Genomic DNA, 20315 nt, shown 5'->3' on the forward strand with positions numbered 1-20315 from the left:
CCAGTTCAGGAGGCGGACCGGGACTCCGGGTCCGAGTGCTCCGCGCAGGTGCCGGTCGTCGCGAACCGGCGCAGCGCGTCCGCGAGCTGCCCGAGGTCCAGCCCGTCGAGGTGGTCGACGATGTGCCGCCGGACGCTGGCCAGGTGGGTCGGGTAGGCCGCCTCCAGCCGGGCCAGCCCGGCGTCGGTGAGCACGGCGTTCCAGCCCCTGGCGTCCTCGGCGCAGCGGATCCGCTCGATGAAGCCCTGCTGCTCCAGCCGGGTGACGATCCGGGTCATTCCGCTCAGCGAGAGGTCGCAGGCGGTGGCCAGCTCGTTCATCCGCATCCGGCGGTCGGACGCCTCGGAGAGGTGCATCAGCGCGCTGTACTCGTTGATCGACAGGTGCTGCTCGCGGGTCAGGTCGGCGTCCAGGGCCCGCGGCACGACGATGATCGCCCGGCCCAGTGCCCGGACGACGGCTTCTTCCTCGCTGCTCAACGGAGGCAACGGGGCTGTCATGGAGAACACACTAGCACGGCGGTTGCTTGACAAAGCAACTATCGGGTTATTTGCTTGACGCGGCAAGCACATGAGTGCTGCGCAATTCAGAGGAGAAAAATCAGCAATGACCAGAATTGGCATCATCCTGGGCAGCACTCGTCCCGGCCGCAACGGCGAGGCCGTGGCCCGCTGGGTGTACGACATCGCCCGGCAACGCACCGACGCCGAGTACGAGCTGGTCGACCTGCTCGACTACAAGCTGCCGCACCTCGACGAGGCGATCCCGCCGAGCATGGGCCAGTACGCGAACCCGCACACCCTGGAGTGGGCCGCCAAGGTCGCCTCGTTCGACGGGTTCGTCATGGTGACGCCGGAGTACAACCACTCCACCTCGGGCGCCCTGAAGAACGCCATCGACTTCCTCTTCGCCGAGTGGAACAACAAGGCGGTCGGGTTCGTCAGTTACGGCACCGTCGGCGGGGCCCGGGCGGTCGAGCACCTGCGTCTGATCGCCGGTGAGCTGATGATGGCCGACGTACGGGCCCAGGTGGCGCTCTCACTGCACACCGACTTCGAGAACTACAGCGTCTTCATTCCCGGTTCGCACCAGGCGGACGCCCTCGGCGTCGTACTGGACCAGACCGTCGCCTGGAGCACCGCGCTCGCGCCGCTGCGCGCCAGCTGACCCGTCGCGGCCCCGCGGCGGTCACCGTCGGCCGGCGGCTCCGGCGGACGTGCCCCCGGATGCCGCCGCCGCGCACCTGTTACCGGCGGGTAGCGGTGGTCGGGTCGACCGTTAAGGTGCTCTGCGAGGACACAAACCAGCCGAAGGAGTGAGCACATGGCGGGTCGACTCGCGGTCATCGGGGCCGGTCTGATGGGTTCGGGCATCGCCCAGGTCGCGGCGCGGGCGGGCTGGCAGGTCACCCTGCGCGACCTCGACGACGCCGCCACCCGCCGCGGCCTGTCCGGCATCCGTACGTCGCTGGAGAAGTTCGCGGCCAAGGGCACGATCGAGGCCGACGAGGTCGAGGCGACGCTGCACCGGATCACCCCGACCACCGAGCTGGAGGCGGCGGCCGACGCCGACATCGTGGTCGAGGCGGTCTTCGAGCGGCTGGAGATCAAGCAGGAGGTGTTCCGGGCGCTGGACAAGATCTGTGCCCCCGGTGCGGTACTGGCCACCAACACCTCGGCCATCCCGGTCACCCAGATCGCGGCGGCCACCGGCCGGCCGGAGTCGGTCGTCGGCACGCACTTCTTCTCACCGGTCCCGATGATGAAGCTCTGCGAGCTGGTCCGGGGCTACAAGACCAGCGACGAGACGCTGGCCACCGCCCGGGCGTTCGCCGAGGAGATCGGCAAGACCTGCGTGGTGGTCAACCGGGACATCGCCGGCTTCGTCACCACCCGGCTGATCACCGCCCTGGTGATGGAGGCGGTGAAGCTGGTTGAGTCCGGGGTGATCTCGCCGGAGGACCTGGACATCGCCTGCAAGCTCGGCTTCGGGCACGCCATGGGGCCGCTGGCCACCACCGACCTGACCGGCGCCGACGTGCTGCTGCACGCGACGAAGAATATCTACGCCGACACCGCCGACGAGAAGTTCTTCCCACCGGAGCTGCTGCAACGGATGGTCACCGCCGGTGACCTGGGGCGGAAGACCGGAAAGGGCTTCTACTCGTACTGAGCGCCGGGTTGTGATGATCGGGGCGCCTGCCTGGACCACGCGCCTGGACCACGCGCTGCCGTTGGCCTGGCCGGCGGAGCGGGCAGTGTGTGGTTTCGCCGCTGTCGAACTGCCCCGCCTGTGCGCCCGCCCACCGCTTCGGGTCGAGCGATGTCCCGTTCGAGGCGAGCGATGTCCCGATTGTCGTGCCCCGCCTGTGCGCCCAACTCGACAGTGTGCGGAGCAGGGATGCCTCGGTCGGGAGGTGCGGCCTGGTGGATGCGGCCTGGTGGCGGGCGTCTCCGGGCCGCGGCTACGGCTGCGGGCGGGCAGCAGACCAGCCGGTGGCAGCCCGGGGTCAGCCGTCGCGGCGGCTGGTCCAGCGGAAGGTGGTCAGGCAGAGCACCAGGCCGACGACGCACCAGAGGCCGAGTACCAGGGCGACCCGGCCCAGTTCGAAGGAGCCGGCCGGCTCCTGGGCGCCGAACGACTCGGGCAGGAACACCGAGCGCAGGCCCTGGCACATCCACTTCAGCGGGAAGATCGCCGCGACCTGCTGCATCCAGCTCGGCAGGTCGGTGAAGACGAAGAAGACCCCGGAGATGAACTGGAGCACCAGAGCCACCGGGGTCACCGTGGCGGACGCGCCGCGCCCGGTGCGGGGCAGCGAGGAGAAGGCGATGCCGCAGAGAGTGCAGGCGGTGATGCCGAGGGCGGAGATCCAGAGCAGGTCGAACCACTTACCGGCGGTCTGCGGCAGGGTGAGGTCGAAGAGCAGCGCGGCGACGGCCAGCAACAGCACGGTCTCGGCGAGGCCGATCACGGCGACCATGACGATCTTGCCGACGAAGTAGACCCACTTCGGCATCGGGGTGCCGCGCAGCCGCTTCAGTACGCCACGGTCCCGCTCGATCGGGATCTGGATGGCCAGGCTCTGGAAGCCGACCGTCATCAGGCCGGTGGCGATCATGCCGGTCACGAAGTACTGCGTGAACCGGACTCCGCCGCCGATCTCGCCCTTGAAGATCGACGCGAAGATCAGGATCATCACCACCGGGAAGAGCATGGTGAAGACCACGGACTCGCGGCTGCGCAGGAACTGGCGTACCTCCAGCCGGCCCTGCCGCAGGCCGAGCGCGACCGGCCCGACCCGCCGGGCCGGCGCGGACTCCGGTGGCCTGCCGGCGGTCTCCGGTGCGGTGGTCGACGTGCTCATCGGTGCCCGATCATCCGTAGGTAGACATCCTCCAGGGTGGGCCGGGTCACGGTCAGCCCCGGCACCTCGCCGCCGAACCGCGCGGCCAGCTCCGCGACCAGCGCCGTCGGCGTCGCGCTCTCGGCGCGTTCCACGGCGCCCTCGGGGGTACGCCAGGAGACCGTGGCCAGCGCGTCGGCCCGGTTGCCGAGTCGGGCCGGAGCGGCCACCTCGACCAGCCGTCCGCCGGTGATCACCGCGACCCGGTCGGCGAGCGCCTCGGCCTCGTCCAGGTAGTGCGTGGTCAGCACGATGGTGGTGCCGGCGGCGGCCAGATCCCGGATCAGTTCCCAGAACTCGCGGCGGGCCTCCGGGTCGAAGCCGGTGGTCGGCTCGTCCAGGAAGAGCAGCTCGGGTCGGCCGACGATGCCGAGCGCCACGTCCAGCCGGCGCTTCTGCCCGCCGGAGAGGGTGTGGGTCCGTGCCGTCGCCTTGCCGGCCAGCCCGACCCGTTCGATCACCTTGTCCGGATCGTCCGGGTCGGGGTAGAAGCCGGCGAAGTGGTGCACCACCTCGGCCACCGTCAGGTCGTCGAACTCGCCGGTGCCCTGGAGCACGATGCCGACCCGGGACCGCCACTGCCCGTCCGCCCGGTCCGGATCGACGCCGAGCACGCTGACCTCGCCCGCGTCCCGGCGGCGGTATCCCTCCAGGATCTCGACCGTGGTGGTCTTGCCGGCACCGTTCGGGCCGAGCAGGGCGAAGACCTCACCCCGGGACACGGCCAGGTCGACGCCGTCCACGGCGACCGTCCCGCCGTACGTCTTGCGCAACCCCCGTACGGAGATCGCGAGCTGCTCTGCCACGGGTCAACTATGCGTGACGGACTCGTCGTACCGGTCACCGGGTCGGGTGGCCCGCCGCGCCGCCCGGCGGCGCCGGCGCCGGCGTACCACCCAGATCACGAAGAGCGGCACGACCAGCAGGAAGAGCAGGACCAGCACCGGCAGCAGGATCGCCGTCAGCGAGAAGACCACGCTGGTCGCGTCCTCGGCGGTGCTCGCCACCGGGGCGCCGAAGCCGGCCGTACCGGCGTTGATCACCGGCCGGGCCGCCGCCTTGACCCCGTGCACGCCGAGCGCGATCAGCACGCCGATCACCACCGGCACCCACTGGCTGGAGCCGAAGAACTGGCCCGGGTCGCTGACCGTGACCGTCTCCGCTCCGGAACCCGCCCCGAAGGCGAGCCCGCCGGCGGTCGGCCGGACCAGGGTCTGCACCACGTCGTTGACATGGTCGACCACCGGCACCTTGTCGGCGACCACCTCGATGGCGAGCAGCACCACCAGGATCGCCAGTACCCAGCCGTTGGAGATCCACTGCCAGCCGCCGGGCAGGTTCACCACGTCGGTGTACCGGGCGAGCAGTCCCATGGTGAGCAGCGGAATGTACGCGTTGAGACCGGCCGATGCCGCGAGGCCGGTTCCGGTGAGGGCTTCCAGCACGGGTACCAGGATGGCACCGACGCGCCAGGACGGCGCGCCCAGTGGTACCGGACCCCTCCGCTACCCTCGTCGGGTGCGGTTGGTGATAGCGCGGTGCTCTGTGGACTACGTCGGACGACTCTCGGCGCACCTGCCGCTGGCGACCCGGTTGCTGATGGTGAAGGCGGACGGGTCGGTCTCGATCCACGCCGACGACCGGGCGTACAAGCCGCTGAACTGGATGAGCCCGCCGTGCCGGCTGGAGGAGGCCCCCGGGGTGTGGCGGGTCGTCAACAAGGCCGGCGAGGAGTTGCGGATCACCCTTGAGGAGATCTTCCAGGACACCTCGTACGAGCTGGGCGTCGACCCGGGGCTGCGCAAGGACGGTGTGGAGGCGCACCTCCAGGAACTGCTGGCCGCCGCCCCCACCGAGCTGGGTGACGGGTTCACGCTGATCCGGCGGGAGTACATGACCGCGATCGGTCCGGTCGACCTGCTCTGCCGGGACGGTGCCGGAGCCACCGTGGCGGTCGAGGTGAAACGGCGCGGCGAGATCGACGGGGTGGAACAACTCACCCGCTATCTGGAGCTGCTCAACCGCGACCCGCTGCTCGCACCGGTCAGCGGGGTGTTCGCCGCGCAGGAGATCAAGCCGCAGGCCCGGGTGCTCGCCACCGACCGGGGCATCCGGTGCGTGGCGGTGAACTACGACCGGCTGCGCGGCATCGAGAAGGACGAGCTTACGCTCTTCTGAGCCGGACGCGCGCGGCCGTTGAGCCGGACGCGACCGGCCGTACCGGCTGCGCGCGGCCGCGCCGGCCGGAGCCTGCGGCGACCGTGGCGACCGTGGCGAATCCGTCACCGGCTCGCGACCTGACGGTGTCGCTATCGGCGCACGACCGCGACCCGATGGTGCCGGTAGCGTGACTACTGGCCGGCATGGTTGTCCGATATGGACGCCGACATCCGTACCCGCGGCAGCCTGCCGGTGATGCTGGCCTGGCTCGCCCACCCGATGACCGTCCTGGCGACCGTCGCGCTGGTGGTCAACGACCACCTCCTCAAGGCCGCGTACCCGGGACCGGTCACCGGGAAGCTCAGCGACCTCGCCGGGCTGGTCGTCGCGCCCCCGCTCCTGGCCAGCCTCTTCGCCGGGCTCGCGCCGGAGATGTCCGGGCGGCTGGTGGCGCTCGGCGGCATCGGCGCTGTCGGGCTGGGATTCGTCGTGGTGAAGGCGACCTCCGCCGGGGCCGTCGCCGCCTCCGCCGGGTGGGGCCAGCTCACCGGACCGTCGGTGATCCTGGCCGACCGTACCGATCTCGTCGCGCTGCCCGCGCTCGGCCTCGCCGGCTGGGTGTGGACCCGGGTCCGGTGCCGTCCGCTGACGCGCGGGCGGGCACGCCGGTTCGGCGTACTGGTGATGGTGCCGGCCGCCGTGTTGGCGGTCGCCGCCACCTCCGCCCCGACCTATCCGGACGTTTCCGTGGTCACCACGTGGCGGGGTTCGGTCATCCTGGGCCAGGCGAACGTCAACGGCGGCGGCAGCGAGTGGCGGGAGCCGGTGAGGTGGTGGATCGGCGAGCGGGACGGGCAAGCCTGGCGGTCGCTCGGCCCGGACGAGCAGGCGAGCTTCGAGGCGGAACGGTCGAGGCAGCCCGCCGGGACCGGCCAGGGCTGCGTCCCGGACGAGCCGGCCCGCTGCTACCGGGTCGTGCCGGGGCGCCTGCGGGTCGAGGAGTCCGTGGACGGCGGCGCCACCTGGCGTACCGCCTGGGAGGTCGCGGACGAGCGGCGGCGCTACCTGAGCCGGGTCTACGACGACCTCGGCGATCCGGAGGTGAATCTCGCCTCGCTGGCCCTGGTCGTGCAGCCGGCGGCGGCCGGACACCTGGTGGTGGTGGCCAACGGCCGGGACGGCGCGGCGGTCCGCTCTCCGGACAGCGGCTGGGCCCGCATCGCCTTCCCGTTGTACGGCGACTCGGCCGGACCGGCCGAACCGATCCGGCTGGACCTCTCGGCGTTCGCCGTGGAGCTCGTGCTCGGCCTGCTGGTCATCCTGCTGGCGTTGGGGGCGGGCGGTGTGCTGGCGGGCCGGCGGGGCGGACTTCCGGTCGCCTCGCCGCTGGTGCTGCTCGGCGTGGGCTGCCTGATCACCGTGTTCGGCCTTGCGGCCTCGGACAGCGCGGGGCCCCTTGGTGAGTACGCCCGGGTGGACGTCCTGCTCGGCCCGGTGCTCGCGCTGCCTGCCGCCATCGCCCTGCTCGTGATGGCGGCGATGGCCCTCCGGGCACTGCGCTTCGGGCTGATGGTGCTGGCCGGGCTCTCGGCCGGCGTCGCCTGGTTCGCGCCCTTCGCCGGCTGGGCGTACGGCATCCTGCCGTACCGGCTGGCCGCGCTGGTCGGGCTGGCCGGTGCGCTGGGTGGTACCACCCTGGCGGGCTGGCTGGGCCAGCGGTACGGGCGCCCCCCGGGCCAGCGGCACGGCGCCACCGACCGAAGCTGAAGAAAACTTTCAGTTACATCGATTGACTGTGTGGATTTCCGCCGTAATAATTATCGTCAATATTGATCAACGTCGTTTCCCTTAACCCCCGAAGGGAGGACCGATCATGGTAGCTGTGACCGGAGAGGTGTCCTGGTTCTGTTGCGGCAGCGCCTGGGGCCCGTGCGCGTCGACCGGGCGGGGTGCCTGCGGCACCTGCACCTCCGGCAACTTCCAGCACGCCTGGCCGAACGCCTCGGCCGCCTGCCTCGCGATCACCCGGCCCGATGTCTGCGGCACCAGCCTCGCGCGCCGGACCTGCGGGTTCGTGCACTACACCACCAACCTCTGCAACGGAGCCCGGGTCGGCACGTCGATCGCCGACTGCGGACCGCAGACCGACCTGTTCTGCGGTGAGCGCGCCTGCTGCGGCTCGTCCTGTGGCACCAACCGGATCATCGACCTGACGCCGGCGGCGTACAGCGCGATTGCCAGCCTGTCCACCGGGCTCCGGCCCTGCTCTGTCGACTCGGTGTAGGGAGGACTCCACGATGGCGACCACGATGGACCGTCGACGACTGCTCAGCACGGCCGTACTCGGCGGCGCCGGCATCGCCGGAGCCACCGCACTCGGCCCACTCGCCCCGGAGGCCGCCCTGGCCGCCGAACCGGTGAAGGTCTCGCCCGGCGAGCCGGACCCGAACTTCGCCGAGGGCCGGGTCACCTCGATCACCGGCACTGTGGTGCTGCTGGCCGGCTCGGACGGTGCGCTGCACCGGATCCAGGTCACCAACGGCACCAGCATCTGGAAGTTCCAGCCGACCACCTTCGACCGGCTCGAAAAGGGCGACGGGATGTACGTCCGGGGCGTACGGCTGCCCGACGGCACCCTCGCCGCCGACTCGCTCTGGGCCAACATCGTCAACCTGACCGCGCACATCGTCTCGGTCGGCCGTAACGTGCTGCACCTCGACCACCACGGCAGGCGGCTGATCGGGCACGTCGTACCCGGCACCACCGCCGCCGTCTACAACGGCACGCCGGCCATCTCCGACGTCTCGCTGCTCAAGGTCGGCGGGCACGTCCAGGTGATCGGCGCCTGGCACCCCGACACCAACGAGATCAGCATCGCCACGGTCTACGCCGCCAACTGACGTCGGGAAGGGCCCCGTCCGCCCGCGGAGGGGCCCTTCCCGACGCCTGGAACGAGAGGAGGGCATCATGCTCCAGTCCCTGGCGGCGCTCCAGTCCCTGCTGGTCGGCGTCGTGCTGATCTGGTCGGCCCGGATCAAGCTCGTCGACCGGCGGGCGGCCGAGCAGGCACGTACCTCGGCGCTCGGCACGCTGCTCGGCGCCGGGCGGGCGGTGCCGGCGTACCGGGTGCTCGGCGGGGCCGAACTGCTGCTCGGCGTCCTGCTGGTGCTGCCACCGGCCCCGGTCGCCGAACCGGTGGCGGCCGCCGCGCTGGCCGCCGGTTTCGTCGGTTATCTCGGGTACGCCCGCCGCGCCGCACCCGGCGCCTCGTGCGGCTGCCTGAGCGCCAAGGCCACCCCGGTCACCGGGCGCGGCATCGCCCGGGCCGGCCTGCTGGTGCTGGCCGGGCTCTTCGGCGTCGCGGCCGGTGGCACGTACTGGCTGCCGGCGCTGACCGGAGCCCCGGCCGCCTCGGCCGGGCTGCTGCTGGTCGAGGCGGCGCTGATCGTCGCGCTGTCGCCGGAGTTCGACGCGCACTGGCTGCTGCCGCTGCGCCGACTCCGCGCCCGGCTCACCCATCCGCTGCGGGGCGGCTCCGGGGTGCCGCTGCTGGCCAGCGTGCAGCAACTCCAGCTCAGTGCCGCGTACCGGCAGGTCGCCGCAGTGCTCACCTCGGACGTGCGGGAACACTGGCTGGAGGAGTCCTGGCGGATGATCTGCTACTCGGCCCGCTACCAGGGCCGGCCGGCGACGGCGGTCTTCGCCGTACCGGCCGGGGAAGTGGCGCCGGACCGGGTCCGGGTTGCCCTGGTGGACGACTCGACCGGGGCCACCCTGGTCAGCCTGGCCGACCCTGCGTACGCGAGCTGACCCCGCCTCAGCCGCCGGTACGGACCGCGATCAGCGACTTGATCAGCCCGGCCAGCCGTTCGGCCCGGATCTGCGAGTGCGGGAAGTAGTGCCGCATCTGGGACCGGTCCACCAGTTCGGTCCAGAGCACCTGCTGGATCGCCGTCTCCCGGCAGTCCGGCCGGGTGTGCGCCAGCGGCCAGCGGCGGGCCAGCGCGATCCGCAGCCGGACCGGGGTGAACTGCATGCCCGGGGCGATCCAGTGCGGCTCGATCGGAAAGTACCGGTAGGGGGTCTGCACCCAGTGTGCGTCGGCGAGCGCGTGCACCGTCTCGGCGAACCGCAGCCGGCGCTCGTGCCCGCCGACGTGCTCCAGCACGGAGTTGGAGAAGACCAGGTCGTAGCGGCGGTTGGCGATGTGCCGGGGCAGCGCGCAGGCGTCGCCCCGGTCCACCTCCGCCCAGTCCGGTACGTCGGCCGGGGCCTCCTCCAGGTTCACCACGTGTACGTGCTTCGGGCGTACTCCGGCCTGTGCCCAGGTGCCCACCCGGCCGCCCAGGTCGATGACAGACATCTGGGCCAGGTCCGGGAACGTCTCCGCGAGCCATCCGGCCCGGCGCGCGCGCCGCCGTGCGCCCCAGGAGTTCTCGCTGTCGACCAGGCGGAATCGCAACGCGTGCAGCCCCATTGGGCGAACGGTACCGATGCGGGAGGCGGCCAGGGATGTCCTAGTCGTCCTTTTGTCCCTACGATCGGTCAGTCCAGGGTCACCGCCCGTACAGAATTTTGGCTGCCTTGACGATGCGTTCCACCTGCGCCGGAGTGCGCTCGAAGGTCATCGCCGGCAGGAGCGAGGGTCCGCGTCGTCTGGTCACCGCCTTGCTGCGGGCGAACTCGCGCAGGCCGTCGGCGCCGTGGATCCGGCCGAAGCCGGAGTCGTCGATCCCGCCGAACGGGAGTGTCGGCATCCCGACGAAGGTCAGGGTGGAGTTGATCGCGGTCATCCCGGAGCGCATCCGGCCGGCGATCTCGGCCGCGCGGCGCCGGCCGAAGACCGCGCCGCCGAGGCCGTACCGGACCGCGTTGGCGCGGTGCAGCGCCTCCTCGGCGTCGGTCACCCTGCTGATGGTGAGGGTCGGTCCGAAGGTCTCCTCGCGGACCGCGTCGGCCTCCTCGGGCACGTCGACCAGGATCGTCGGGTGCACGTACGGCGGCTGGACCGCCTCCGGTCCACCGAGCACCGCCCGCCCGCCCCGGTCGATCGCGTCCTCGATGTGCCGGCGGATCGTGGCGATCTGGTCCGGCATGGTGATCGGGCCGAGGTCGGTGCCGTCGGGGCCGACGGTGAGCCGGCCGGCCCTCGCCACCACCCGTTCGACGAAGGCGTCGTAGACCGAGGCGGTGACGTAGGCGCGTTCGATGCCGATGCAGGTCTGGCCGGCGTTGGTGAGTGCGCCCCAGACGCAGGCTTCGGCGGCGGCGTCCAGATCGGCGTCGTCGTCGACGATCATCGCGTCCTTGCCGCCGGCCTCGACGACGAGCGGGGTGAGGGTCTCGGCGCAGGCCGCCATCACCAACTTGGCGGTACGGGTGGAGCCGGTGAAGGCGATCTTGTCGACGCCGGACCGGCACAGCGCCGCACCGACGTCACCGAGGCCGTGCACGGCCTGTAACACCGGCTGCTCCGGGACGATCTCGGCGAAGGTGTCGACCAGCCACTGCCCGACCGCCGGGGTGTACTCGCTGGGCTTGAGCAGCACCGCGTTGCCGGCGGCGAGCGCGTAGCCGAAGGCGCCCAGCGGGGTCAGTACCGGATAGTTCCACGGCGCGATCATCCCGACCACGCCGTACGGCCGGTATTCGAGCCGGGCGGAGAACTCGGCCACCACCAGCCGGGAGCGCATCCGGCGCGGGCCGAGCACCCGCTTGGCGTTCCGGGCCGCCCAGTCGAGATGGTCGATGGCGCTGAACGCCTCGACCACGGCGTCGGCGACCGGCTTGCCGGTCTCCAGGTGCGACAGCTCGGCGAGTTCGGTGATCCGGTTGGCCAGCAGCGCCCGCCAGCGCAGCAACCGGCTCCGCCGGCCGGCGTTGCCGAGCCCGACCCACCACTGTCCGGCCTCCCGGGCCCGTGCCACGGCCCGATTGACGGCCTCGGCATCGGCGACCGGGAACCGCCCCGCCAGCTCCCCGGTGGCCGGATTGGTGGAGACCAGCTCGCCGCCTGTGATTCGGGGTACGCCGGGAGCGTTCACGGTCGTCATGGCGGAAGTCTAGACCTGAAGATTACTCACGGGTAGGTATACGGATCGCCGGGTTCCGATGTCCCATCGGCCGAACCGGCGAGCCCGGATCCACTCCCCGGCCAGCGCGACTCGGACCGGCAGGACGTGGAACCGGGCGGGGCCGGATGGAAAGCTAGCCCGGGGGCCGACGTTGCCGCGTCGGTGGGGGGCGAAGCCGGATGGAGAAATCCATGTCCGACCAACTTGATCTGTTGCCGATACTGACCGTCACCAGTGGGCCGCTGAGAGGTGCCAGTTTTCGGCTGCGTCCAGGGGTACGCCGGATCGGTCGGGAGGACGGCGCCGACGTGTTGCTGGACGATCCCAAGGTCAGCCGCTGGCACGCCACCGTCGAACTCGCCGCCGGGCGGGTACTGCTGACCGACACCGGGTCGACGAACGGGACCTGGCTCAACGACGAGCGACTCTCCGGGCACACCGAGTTGCGGGACGGGGACCGGATCCGGCTCGGCAACCTGGAGCTGCGGTTCTTCGATCCCGGGGCCGCCGCCACCGACCAGTTGGGTACCTACCGCCGCTTGCTGGCGCCACCCGCGCCGGCCCCGGTCCCCGCACCGGCCTCCGGCCCGACTCCGGCGTCCGGTGCGCTCACCGCCCCGACCGAGCTGATGGGTACGCCCGTGCCGCGGTCCTGGCGGATGCTGTTCGTGATCGGCGGCTGTGTTGCCCTCGTCGGCGGGATGACCTGGGCATATCTGGCCTTCCAGTGACCGTTGCCGGCCGGGCCGGGACACCTCGCCGTACGGACTGTCGAGCTGGGTGCACGAACGGGGCGCCGGGAATCCTTGCGTGGGCGCACAGGCGGGGCAGCTCGACAGTCTGCGGACCGGGGCCGGTCTGGTCGGGCCCAGCCAGGTCCGGTCCAGCCCGGGTCCGAGTCACTCGGGTCCGGTCCAGCCCGGGTCCTGGTCCGGGCCGGCGTGGAGTGGGTGCCCATACGGTGTCCGGCCCGGGGGATATGGCGGGCAGCCACATGTTTCCGGCCGGAACCGGCTGGCATCATCGCTGCGATGGAGATCCGGCGACACGAGATTTCGGCGAACGGCATCCGGCAGCGGGTGCTGGTGGCGGGCCCGGAGGACGGCCGCCCGGTGCTGCTGATCCACGGCAACTGCTCCTCCGCCGACTTCTGGCAGCCGCTGATCCGGCACCTGCCGACCGACCTCCGGCTGGTCGCCCCCGACCTGCGCGGCTACGGCGGCACCGAGGTCGCCCCGGTGGACGCCACCCGGGGCTTGGGCGTCTTCGCCGACGACGTCGCCGCGCTGCTCGACGAGCCGGCCCTGTTCGGCGCGGCGGGCGCCCGGCCGGTGCTGGTCGGGCACTCACTGGGCGCGGGAGTGGCGATGCGGCTGCTGGTCGACCATCCCCGGCAGGTGGCTGGGCTGCTGCTGGCGGCACCGGTCTCGCCGTACGGCTTCGGCGGCACCCGGGACCTGGTCGGCACCCCCACCACGCCGGACTTCGCCGGTACCGGGGGCGGCACCGGAAACCAGGACTTCGTCGCCCGGCTGGCCGCCGGTGACCGGAGCGCCGACGAGCGGACCAGCCCGCGTACGGTCCTGCGCAGCGCGTACGTCGCCGACCCGGCCAGCCTCGGCGCGGACGAGGAACTGCTGCTCGACTCGGTGCTCTCCACCGCGACCGGCGACGACAACTACCCGGGCACCATGGCGCAGAGCGACAACTGGCCGGGGATGGCGCCGGGGGACCGGGGCGTGCTGAACAGCCTGGCGCCGAAGCACTTCCGGATCGCCGACGAACTGGTCGCGGTGGCGGGCAAGCCGCCGATCACCTGGGTACGCGGCGACTCCGACGTGATCGTCTCGGACACCTCCCTCTTCGACCTGGCCCAGCTCGGCGCGCTCGGCGTGCTGCCGGGCTGGCCGGGTGCGCAGGCGTGCCCGCCGCAGCCGATGATCGGGCAGACCCGCGCGGTGCTGGACCGGTACGCGGCGGCGGGCGGCAGCTACCGCGAGATCGTCTTTGCGAACTGCGGCCATTCGCCCAACATCGAGCGCCCCGTCGAGTTCGCCGCCGCCCTGCTGGACCTGCTCTAGCCGGGGACCGGTCTCCGGGCCGGACCAGTCTCCGGGCCGGACCGGCGTCCGGGTGGGTACCGGCACCGGACCGAGGCGCCCGGGTGGCCCGTGGCAGACTCGCCGCAGGTGACCTAGCGGCCGTTCAGTCGGCCGCCCGGGACGGAGCGGGAGGCCAGGAGTGGCAGGCGAGAGGACCGGTGCCGACGGCACCATCTCTACCGTCGGCGTCGTCGGACTGGGCACGATGGGCGCCGGAATCGCGGAGGTCTTCGCCCGTGGCGGTCTCCGGGTGGTCGCCGTCGAGATCACCGCCGAGGCGCTCGAACACGGCCGGGCCACTCTCGCCCGCTCGACCGACCGGGCGGTGCAGCGGGGCCGGCTGAGCGCCGCCGACCGGGACGGGCTGCTCGGCCGGATCACCTTCGCCGTCGGGCTACCCGCGCTGGCCGAGGTCGACCTGGTGGTCGAGGCGGTACCCGAGCGGCTCGACCTCAAGCGGCAGCTCTTCGCCGACCTGGACCGGATCTGTCGGCCGACCGCGATCCTGGCCAGCAACACCTCCTCGCTGAGCGTCACCGAGATCGCCGTCGCCACCGGCCGCCCGGACCGGGTGGTCGGGATGCACTTCTTCAACCCCGCGCCGGTGATGAAGCTGGTAGAGGTGGTCCGGACCGTCACCACCTCGGCCGAGGTCGTCGGCGCGGTGCAGGCACTCTGCGCCAGGCTCGGCAAGGTCGGAGTGACCATCGGCGACCGGGCCGGCTTCGTCGCCAACGCCCTGCTCTTCGGCTACCTCAACCAGGCCGTCGCGATGGTCGAGTCGCGGTACGCCGGCCGCGATGACATCGACGCCGCGATGCGGCTGGGTGGCGGACTGCCGATGGGGCCGCTGGCGCTGCTCGACATGATCGGCCTGGACACGGCGTACGAAATCCTGGAGACCATGTACCGGCGGGGTGGCCGGGACCGGCGGCACGCCCCGGTGCCACTGCTGCGCCAGATGGTCACGGCGGGACTGCTCGGCCGCAAGTCCGGCCAGGGCTTCTACCGGTACGAGCGGCCCGGTTCGGCCGGCGTCGTACCCGATGAGCAGACCCCGGCGGCGGCGCCACTGGACGGCGCCCGACCGGTGCGCAGGGTCGGCGTGGTCGGTACGGATGACGCCGTCACCGGCCTCGGCGAACTCTTCGGCCAGGCCGGCTACGACGTGGTGGTGGTGTCCCGGGACGCCGGGCGGACCGGCGGACTGGCCGGGCTGGCCGGGCTGGCCGACGCCGACCTGGTGGTGGAGGCGGTAACCGACGACCTGGCGGTCAAGCGGGCCCTCTTCGCCGAGCTGGCCGAGGTCTGCAAGCCGGAGACGCTGCTCGCCACCACCACCGGCACGCTGCCGGTGATCGACGTCGCGATGGCCGCCCGGTGGCCGGCCGAGGTGGTCGGGCTGCACCTGCCCGTCCCGACCCGGGCCGGGGCGGTGGTGGAGATCGTGCGTACCGTCCGGTCGTCGGTGGAGGCGGTCGCCACCGCCCGGTCGGTCTGCGCCGGGTTGGGCCGGACCGCCGTGGTCTGCGGCGACCGGACCGGGTTCGTGGTGCGGGCGCTGCTCTTTCCGTACCTGAACGATGCGGTGCGGATGCTGGAGGCGTCGTACGCCTCGGTGGACGACATCGACCACGCGATGACCCTCGGCTGCGGCTATCCGGCGGGCCCGTTCGAGGTGCTGGACAGGCTCGGCCCGGAGGTAGTGCTGCGGCTACAGCGGTCGCTCTACCGGGAGTCCCGGGAACCGGGGCTCGCCCCGGCGCCGCTGCTTGAACAGTTGGTCACCTCCGGCCGGCGGTTCCGCGACGGAGCCGCCGGCTGACCGCTGGCGGGCGTGCCACCGGCCGGGGCGTCAGCGGGCGATCCGCAGGCTGACCGCCGCGTTGCTGGTCCGGCCTGAGTCGGTGAGCCGGTAGACGAACCGGTCGGTGCTGGCCTTGTGGTGCGGGTACGGCCGGTAGATGACGGTACGGCCGGTGGTGACCTGCACCGTGCCGTGTGCCGGACTGGTGACGATGCTGACCCGGGTGCCGCTGGTGGCGAAGTCGTTGGCCAGCACCGGGATCCCGGTCGCCCGGACCGCGCTGACCCGCGGGTTGTCCCGGACGGCCGTCGGTGCCCGCACGAAGGTGCCGGTACCGGTGCCGATGAAGACGCTCCGCACCCCGGTCACCTCGCTGGTGGTGCCCACGTCGAGGATGCCGTCGCCGTTCACGTCCGCCACCGCCACCGTCCAGAAGTCGTCGCCGTAGGTGTCTCCCTGGAGGTCCACCACCGTTCCGTTGTCCAGCACCACGACCACCCCCGTGAAGTACGTGCCGCACCCCTCCGCGTACGCGAGGGTCACGTCCATCGCGCCGTCGGCGTCGAAGTCGGCGAGCTGGTACTGCGGCCGGCCGGAGCAGTACCGCACCGGGCCGGGCGTCAGGGTGCCGGTGCCGGTGTTGAGGTAGGTGGTGAAACCGTCGCCCTGGTCGGTCCACTCGTAGACGTCCTGCCGGCCGTCGCCGTTGAAGTCGGCCGTGCCGATGTAGCTGGGCTGGGTGATGGTGTCGAAGCCGGCCGAGATCGCGAAGCCGTCCAGCACCAGCAGGGTGTCGTCGATGGACGGCGGCGGTCCGGAGAACCAGGTCACCGCCAGCTCGTTCGCGGCGTCGCCGTCCAGATCGAGGCCGACGCCCATGTCCGGGCAGTAGAGCACCGACGTCAGGTAGCGGTAGGACCGGACCGGGCCGTACCCGCCGCCGGTCCGGCCGAGCTGGACCTGGACGGCGCAGTCGGAGGTGCCGGGCAGGGTGCCGAGGGCGTTCCGGTCGGCGCGGCCGTCCCCGTTCACGTCCGCGATGATCGGCTCGTCCTGCCAGCCGGCCTGGGCGGCCGGTGCGACCAATCCGGTGGCGGTCACCATCGCAACGGCGAAGGTGCTGATGCGTCGGCCCCACATGGTGCCTCCTTGGACCTAATTCCCCCGCTGCGCCTGGATGTTCTCAGCAGGAGATTAGGGTGCACGTATCGTTATGTCGTGTGCGCTGACCGTAATCTGACAAGGTGTGTGGCGGGCCTGCCGTGGGGGTAGGAAAGCCGGTCCGGCGGTCCGAGCGACCGCCCCCGAGGCTCACGGAGTGATTCTGATCGACACCGCCGCGTCGCTGGTGCGGCCGTCCTGGCTGATCCGGTAGACGAACCGGTCGACCGGATCGGGATCCGGGCCCGGGCGGTACACGATCACCCGGCCGGCACCGATCTCGGCGGTCCCGTTCGCGGGCGCGACGAGCACGCTCAGCCTGGCCCGCCGGCTGGCCCAGTCGTTGTGCAGTACCGAAATCCGGACCGAGCCGCCGGCAACGACCGTGACGACGTCCCGGGTCGCCAGCGGCGACCGGACGAAGGTGCCGTCGCCGGCGGCCAGGAAGGTACGCCGCTCCCCGCTGGGCCGGTGGTACGTCAGTACGTCGGGCACGCCGCTGTGATCGACGTCCAGGACGTGCATCGTCCAGCTCGACCGGTCGCCGACGCCGCGCTGCAGGTCGACCACCCGGCCGTCGCCGTACACCACCACCACCCCGTGCGAGTCGTCCGCGCAGCCGTCGATGTACGCGATGGCGACGTCGGCAGCGCCGTCGGAGTCGAAGTCGGCGAGGCGAGGGGTCAGCGGGCCGGCGCAGTATCGCACCGGGCCGGGCGTGAGGGTCGCGGTGCCGGTGTTCAGGAAGCTGGCGAAGCCCTCGCCCTGGTCGGTCCAGAGATAGACGTCCCACCGCCGGTCGCCGTCGAAGTCGGCCAGCCCGATGACGTTGAGCTGCCGCAGTGCCGGCAGGGCGGCCACCACCCGGTAGTCCCGCAACACCAGCAGGTCGTGGCCGGACCGACCGGGGTTGCCCTCGTACCACCCCACCACCAACTCCGCCGGCCCGGGGGCGGCGTCCAGGTCGACCGCCACCCCCAGGTCAGGACAGGCGGTCGGGGCGCCGGCGCCGGGGACCCGGTACGGGTGGCTGCGCACCGGCAGGTAACCGCCCTCCGGCCGGCCCGACTCGACCAGTACCGCGCAGGTGCGGGCCGCGGTGCCGAGCCGGGCGCGGTCGAGCAGGCCGTCGCCGTTCAGGTCGCCGTACAGCGGATCGTTCGGGCCGGCGGCCCCGGCGGGCGGCACCGCCGTGGCTATCGCGAGAATCGTCGCCGTGGCGGTTCCCACCACGATCGGTCTTCTCCACATGGCGCTCCTCCGTGTGGTTCGAGCGGCCGTACGGCCGGGCTTGCGCGGCCCGGTCAGTCGGTGATCCTCAGACTGACCGCGGCGTTGCTGGTCCGGCCGTCCTGGGTGAGGCGGTAGACGAACGTGTCGCTCGTGCCGTGCGTCGGGTCCGGGGTGTAGATGATCGTGCGATTCGTGGTGACTTTGACCGTGCCGTGCCGCGGCGGGGTCCAGATGGTCACCCTGGTCCGGTCGGTGGCGAAGTCGTTGGCCAGCACCTGGATGCCGGTCGCCTTGCTGCCGCTGACCGTGGGATAGTCGCGGATCGCCACCGGCGATCGGACGAAGGAGCCGTCGCCGAGGCTGATGAAGGTGCCGATCTCCCCGGTCAACTGGTTGTAGGTGGTCACGTCGACCAGGCCGTCGTGGTTGGCGTCGCCGGTCTGCACCGTCCAGCTCGCGAAGCCCAGCACGTCGGAGTGCAGGTGGAACAGGCTGCCGTCGTCGCGGACCACCACCACGCCGCTGAAATACGCGCCGCAGCCCTCGATGTACGCGATCACCACGTCCATCGCCGCGTTCCGGTCGAAGTCGGCAAGCTGGTGGTGCAGCGGGCCGGAACAGTGCCGGACCGGGCCGGGCACCAGGGTGCCGGTTCCGGTGGCGAGGTAGCTGACGAACCCCTCGCCCTGGTCGGTCCACTCGTAGATGTCCTGCCGCTGGTCGCCGTCGAAGTCCGCGGTGCCGATGAAGCTGGGCTGGAAGATGGTGTTGAAGCCGCGGGTCACCCGGAAGTTGTCCAGCACCAGCAGGGTGTTGGGGACGGTCGTCGGCGGCCCGGCGAACCAGGTCACCGCGAGTTCGGCGGCGACGTCCGCGTCCAGGTTGAGCCCCACGCCCATGTCCGCGCAGTTGGGTTCCTCCGCCGGCAGGGTCAGGTAGTCGTACGCCTGCGGCGCCGCGAACCCGCCGCCGGCCTGTCCCAGGCTGACCACGACCCGGCAGGTGGTCGCGGCTCCGACGGTGAGATCGAGTACCACCCGGTCCGGTCGGCCGTCGCCGTTCACGTCGGCGACGACGGGCTCACCCGGGCCGCCCGCCCAGACATGCGGCACCCGCACACCAACGCCACCGGCCGTCGCCATGATCGCCACCGTTATCGCGGCGATCCTGCTACCCCTCATGGCACGCCTCCTAAAGGCTCGCCAACCCACCCGGATCGGGCTATCCGCTCCACCGGATGTACACGACCGCGCTGCTGCGGCGGGTGCCCTCGGTGAGTTGGTACGTGAACCGGTCGGTCGCGCCATGGTTCGGCCGGGGTGTGTAGATGACCCGTCCACGGCTGATGACCCGGGCGGTCCCATATCTCGGCTGGACGGTGATGCTGACCTCGGCCTGGGCGGTGGCGAAGTCGTTGTCCCGTACGGTGATCGTCACCGCCTTGTTGCCGGTCAGCCGTACGACGTCGCTGTTCGCCTTCGGCGACCGGACGAAGCGGCCGCCACCGGTGCCGATGAAGTGGTCGACCACCCCGGTCAGCCGGGAGATGGTGCGAATGTCCGGGAACCGGTCCCCGTTCACGTTGACCACCCGGGTCGTCCAGGTGTCGATTCCGACCGGATCGTGCTGCAACTCCTGCGGCGTGCCGTCGTCGAGCACCACCGCCACCCCGCTGGCGAAGGTCGCCGAGAGACAGCGCTCGACGTAGCTGTTCACCAGGTCGGTCCGGCCGTCCAGGTCGAAGTCGCGTAGGTCGTACTCCAGCGGCCGGGCGCACCATTGTTCAGGGCCGTGCGTCAGCGTGCCGTTGCCGAGGTTGAGGTACGTCTCGATTCCCTGGCCCTGGTCGGTGACCGAGTAGACGTCCTCCCGCCCGTCGCCGTTGAAGTCGGCGGTGCCCAGATAGTAGGGCGCGAAGATCGCCTGGACCAGGCCGAACGAGGGCTGGAACGCGGTGTTCAGCACCATCAGGTTGTACGGCACGGTCGGCGGCGGACCCGGATACCAGGCCACCACCAGTTCCTCGGTCCGGTCCGCGTCGAGGTCCACGGCGACGCCGAGTTCGGGGCAGCGGGTGGCCATCCCGGAGCCGCCCGGCCGGAGGTAGACGTACGCCACGGGCGGACGGTAGTCGCCGGACGCGGTGCCGTGCTCGACGATGACCGAGCAGTAGTCGGGCTGGACCAGACCGAGGGTGACCAGGTCGGTGAAGCCGTCGCCGTTGACGTCGCCGAGGACCTGCTCGCCCCGGCCGGCGGCCCAGGCCGGACTCGGCGCGGCGCCCACGACGCCGCCCACGGCGGCCACGACCACCATCACCACCACCATCGCGGTGCGTCTGCGCCACATGGTCCCTCCCTGATGCCTCGACG

Annotated in this window: 20 protein-coding genes; 10 read left to right on the plus strand and 10 right to left on the minus strand. The window is 71.7% G+C overall.

The genetic code is table 11. From position 1 onward, the window contains the following. Positions 1 to 5: 5 nt before the first annotated feature. A complete protein-coding gene (locus R6Y94_RS06110; protein ID WP_318394778.1) occupies positions 6 to 500 on the minus strand; it encodes a MarR family winged helix-turn-helix transcriptional regulator in 495 nt (164 codons plus the stop codon). Between the two features lie 106 nt (positions 501 to 606). On the opposite strand from R6Y94_RS06110, the gene R6Y94_RS06115 reads away from it, so the two are divergent. Continuing rightward, the gene (locus R6Y94_RS06115) at positions 607 to 1167 is read left to right on the plus strand and encodes an NAD(P)H-dependent oxidoreductase (protein WP_318394779.1); all 561 of its coding nucleotides are present in this window, start codon (positions 607 to 609) and stop codon (positions 1165 to 1167) included. 156 nt (positions 1168 to 1323) lie between these two features. Beyond that, the gene (locus R6Y94_RS06120; RefSeq protein ID WP_318394780.1) at positions 1324 to 2172 is read left to right on the plus strand and encodes a 3-hydroxyacyl-CoA dehydrogenase family protein; all 849 of its coding nucleotides are present in this window, start codon (positions 1324 to 1326) and stop codon (positions 2170 to 2172) included. A 337-nt stretch (positions 2173 to 2509) separates the two neighbouring features. Here R6Y94_RS06120 and R6Y94_RS06125 read toward each other — a convergent pair whose 3' ends face one another. Genes R6Y94_RS06125 through R6Y94_RS06135 form a run of 3 tightly spaced genes read right to left on the minus strand, consistent with a single transcriptional unit; the run spans position 2510 to position 4851 of the window. Then, positions 2510 to 3367: an ABC transporter permease gene (locus R6Y94_RS06125; protein ID WP_318394781.1), complete on the minus strand. Its 858-nt coding sequence runs from the start codon at positions 3365 to 3367 to the stop codon at positions 2510 to 2512. Continuing rightward, a complete protein-coding gene (locus R6Y94_RS06130) occupies positions 3364 to 4212 on the minus strand; it encodes an ABC transporter ATP-binding protein (RefSeq protein WP_318394782.1) in 849 nt (282 codons plus the stop codon). Before R6Y94_RS06130 ends, R6Y94_RS06125 begins: the two co-directional genes overlap by 4 nt. A 3-nt stretch (positions 4213 to 4215) precedes the next feature. Beyond that, a complete protein-coding gene (locus tag R6Y94_RS06135; RefSeq protein WP_318394783.1) occupies positions 4216 to 4851 on the minus strand; it encodes a DUF4126 domain-containing protein in 636 nt (211 codons plus the stop codon). 73 nt (positions 4852 to 4924) lie between these two features. On the opposite strand from R6Y94_RS06135, the gene nucS reads away from it, so the two are divergent. From nucS to R6Y94_RS06160, 5 genes are all read left to right on the plus strand, one after another. After that, positions 4925 to 5584: an endonuclease NucS gene (gene nucS, locus R6Y94_RS06140; protein ID WP_318394784.1), complete on the plus strand. Its 660-nt coding sequence runs from the start codon at positions 4925 to 4927 to the stop codon at positions 5582 to 5584. Between the two features lie 198 nt (positions 5585 to 5782). Further along, positions 5783 to 7333 carry a hypothetical protein gene (locus tag R6Y94_RS06145; RefSeq protein ID WP_318394785.1) on the plus strand — a complete coding sequence of 517 codons (1551 nt, stop codon included), beginning with the start codon at positions 5783 to 5785 and terminating at the stop codon, positions 7331 to 7333. 115 nt (positions 7334 to 7448) lie between these two features. Further along, positions 7449 to 7850, plus strand: a complete 402-nt coding sequence (locus R6Y94_RS06150) for a hypothetical protein (RefSeq protein WP_412102695.1) — start codon at positions 7449 to 7451, stop codon at positions 7848 to 7850. Between the two features lie 13 nt (positions 7851 to 7863). Beyond that, positions 7864 to 8466 (plus strand): cell wall protein, encoded by a 603-nt coding sequence (locus R6Y94_RS06155; RefSeq protein ID WP_318394787.1) that lies wholly within the window; start codon positions 7864 to 7866, stop codon positions 8464 to 8466. Between the two features lie 67 nt (positions 8467 to 8533). Then, entirely contained in the window at positions 8534 to 9376 is an 843-nt protein-coding gene (locus tag R6Y94_RS06160; RefSeq protein WP_318394788.1) for a MauE/DoxX family redox-associated membrane protein, read from the plus strand. 7 nt (positions 9377 to 9383) lie between these two features. Here R6Y94_RS06160 and R6Y94_RS06165 read toward each other — a convergent pair whose 3' ends face one another. Both R6Y94_RS06165 and R6Y94_RS06170 read right to left on the minus strand, forming a co-directional pair. After that, positions 9384 to 10043, minus strand: a complete 660-nt coding sequence (locus tag R6Y94_RS06165; protein ID WP_318394789.1) for a class I SAM-dependent methyltransferase — start codon at positions 10041 to 10043, stop codon at positions 9384 to 9386. Positions 10044 to 10122: 79 nt separating this feature from the next. Then, positions 10123 to 11619 carry an aldehyde dehydrogenase family protein gene (locus R6Y94_RS06170; protein WP_318394790.1) on the minus strand — a complete coding sequence of 499 codons (1497 nt, stop codon included), beginning with the start codon at positions 11617 to 11619 and terminating at the stop codon, positions 10123 to 10125. A gap of 212 nt (positions 11620 to 11831) precedes the next feature. On the opposite strand from R6Y94_RS06170, the gene R6Y94_RS06175 reads away from it, so the two are divergent. From R6Y94_RS06175 to R6Y94_RS06185, 3 genes are all read left to right on the plus strand, one after another. Next, positions 11832 to 12371 carry an FHA domain-containing protein gene (locus tag R6Y94_RS06175; protein ID WP_318394791.1) on the plus strand — a complete coding sequence of 180 codons (540 nt, stop codon included), beginning with the start codon at positions 11832 to 11834 and terminating at the stop codon, positions 12369 to 12371. 300 nt (positions 12372 to 12671) lie between these two features. After that, on the plus strand, positions 12672 to 13721 hold the full coding sequence (locus R6Y94_RS06180; RefSeq protein ID WP_318394792.1) for an alpha/beta fold hydrolase: 1050 nt from the start codon (positions 12672 to 12674) through the stop codon (positions 13719 to 13721). Between the two features lie 160 nt (positions 13722 to 13881). Beyond that, positions 13882 to 15567 (plus strand): 3-hydroxybutyryl-CoA dehydrogenase, encoded by a 1686-nt coding sequence (locus tag R6Y94_RS06185; RefSeq protein WP_318394793.1) that lies wholly within the window; start codon positions 13882 to 13884, stop codon positions 15565 to 15567. Between the two features lie 30 nt (positions 15568 to 15597). On the opposite strand, the gene R6Y94_RS06190 is transcribed toward R6Y94_RS06185, so the two are convergent. The 4 genes from R6Y94_RS06190 to R6Y94_RS06205 all read right to left on the minus strand — a co-directional run bounded on the left by R6Y94_RS06190 (position 15598) and on the right by R6Y94_RS06205 (position 20292). Then, positions 15598 to 16689: an FG-GAP-like repeat-containing protein gene (locus R6Y94_RS06190; protein WP_318394794.1), complete on the minus strand. Its 1092-nt coding sequence runs from the start codon at positions 16687 to 16689 to the stop codon at positions 15598 to 15600. A gap of 171 nt (positions 16690 to 16860) precedes the next feature. After that, positions 16861 to 17961, minus strand: a complete 1101-nt coding sequence (locus R6Y94_RS06195; protein WP_318394795.1) for an FG-GAP-like repeat-containing protein — start codon at positions 17959 to 17961, stop codon at positions 16861 to 16863. Positions 17962 to 18014: 53 nt separating this feature from the next. After that, positions 18015 to 19124 (minus strand): Ig-like domain-containing protein, encoded by a 1110-nt coding sequence (locus R6Y94_RS06200; protein WP_318394796.1) that lies wholly within the window; start codon positions 19122 to 19124, stop codon positions 18015 to 18017. A gap of 40 nt (positions 19125 to 19164) precedes the next feature. Further along, positions 19165 to 20292: an FG-GAP-like repeat-containing protein gene (locus R6Y94_RS06205; protein WP_318394797.1), complete on the minus strand. Its 1128-nt coding sequence runs from the start codon at positions 20290 to 20292 to the stop codon at positions 19165 to 19167. Between the last annotated feature and the right edge of the window lie 23 nt (positions 20293 to 20315).

The organism is Plantactinospora sp. KLBMP9567 (assembly GCF_033446045.1).
GTDB lineage: Bacteria > Actinomycetota > Actinomycetes > Mycobacteriales > Micromonosporaceae > Plantactinospora.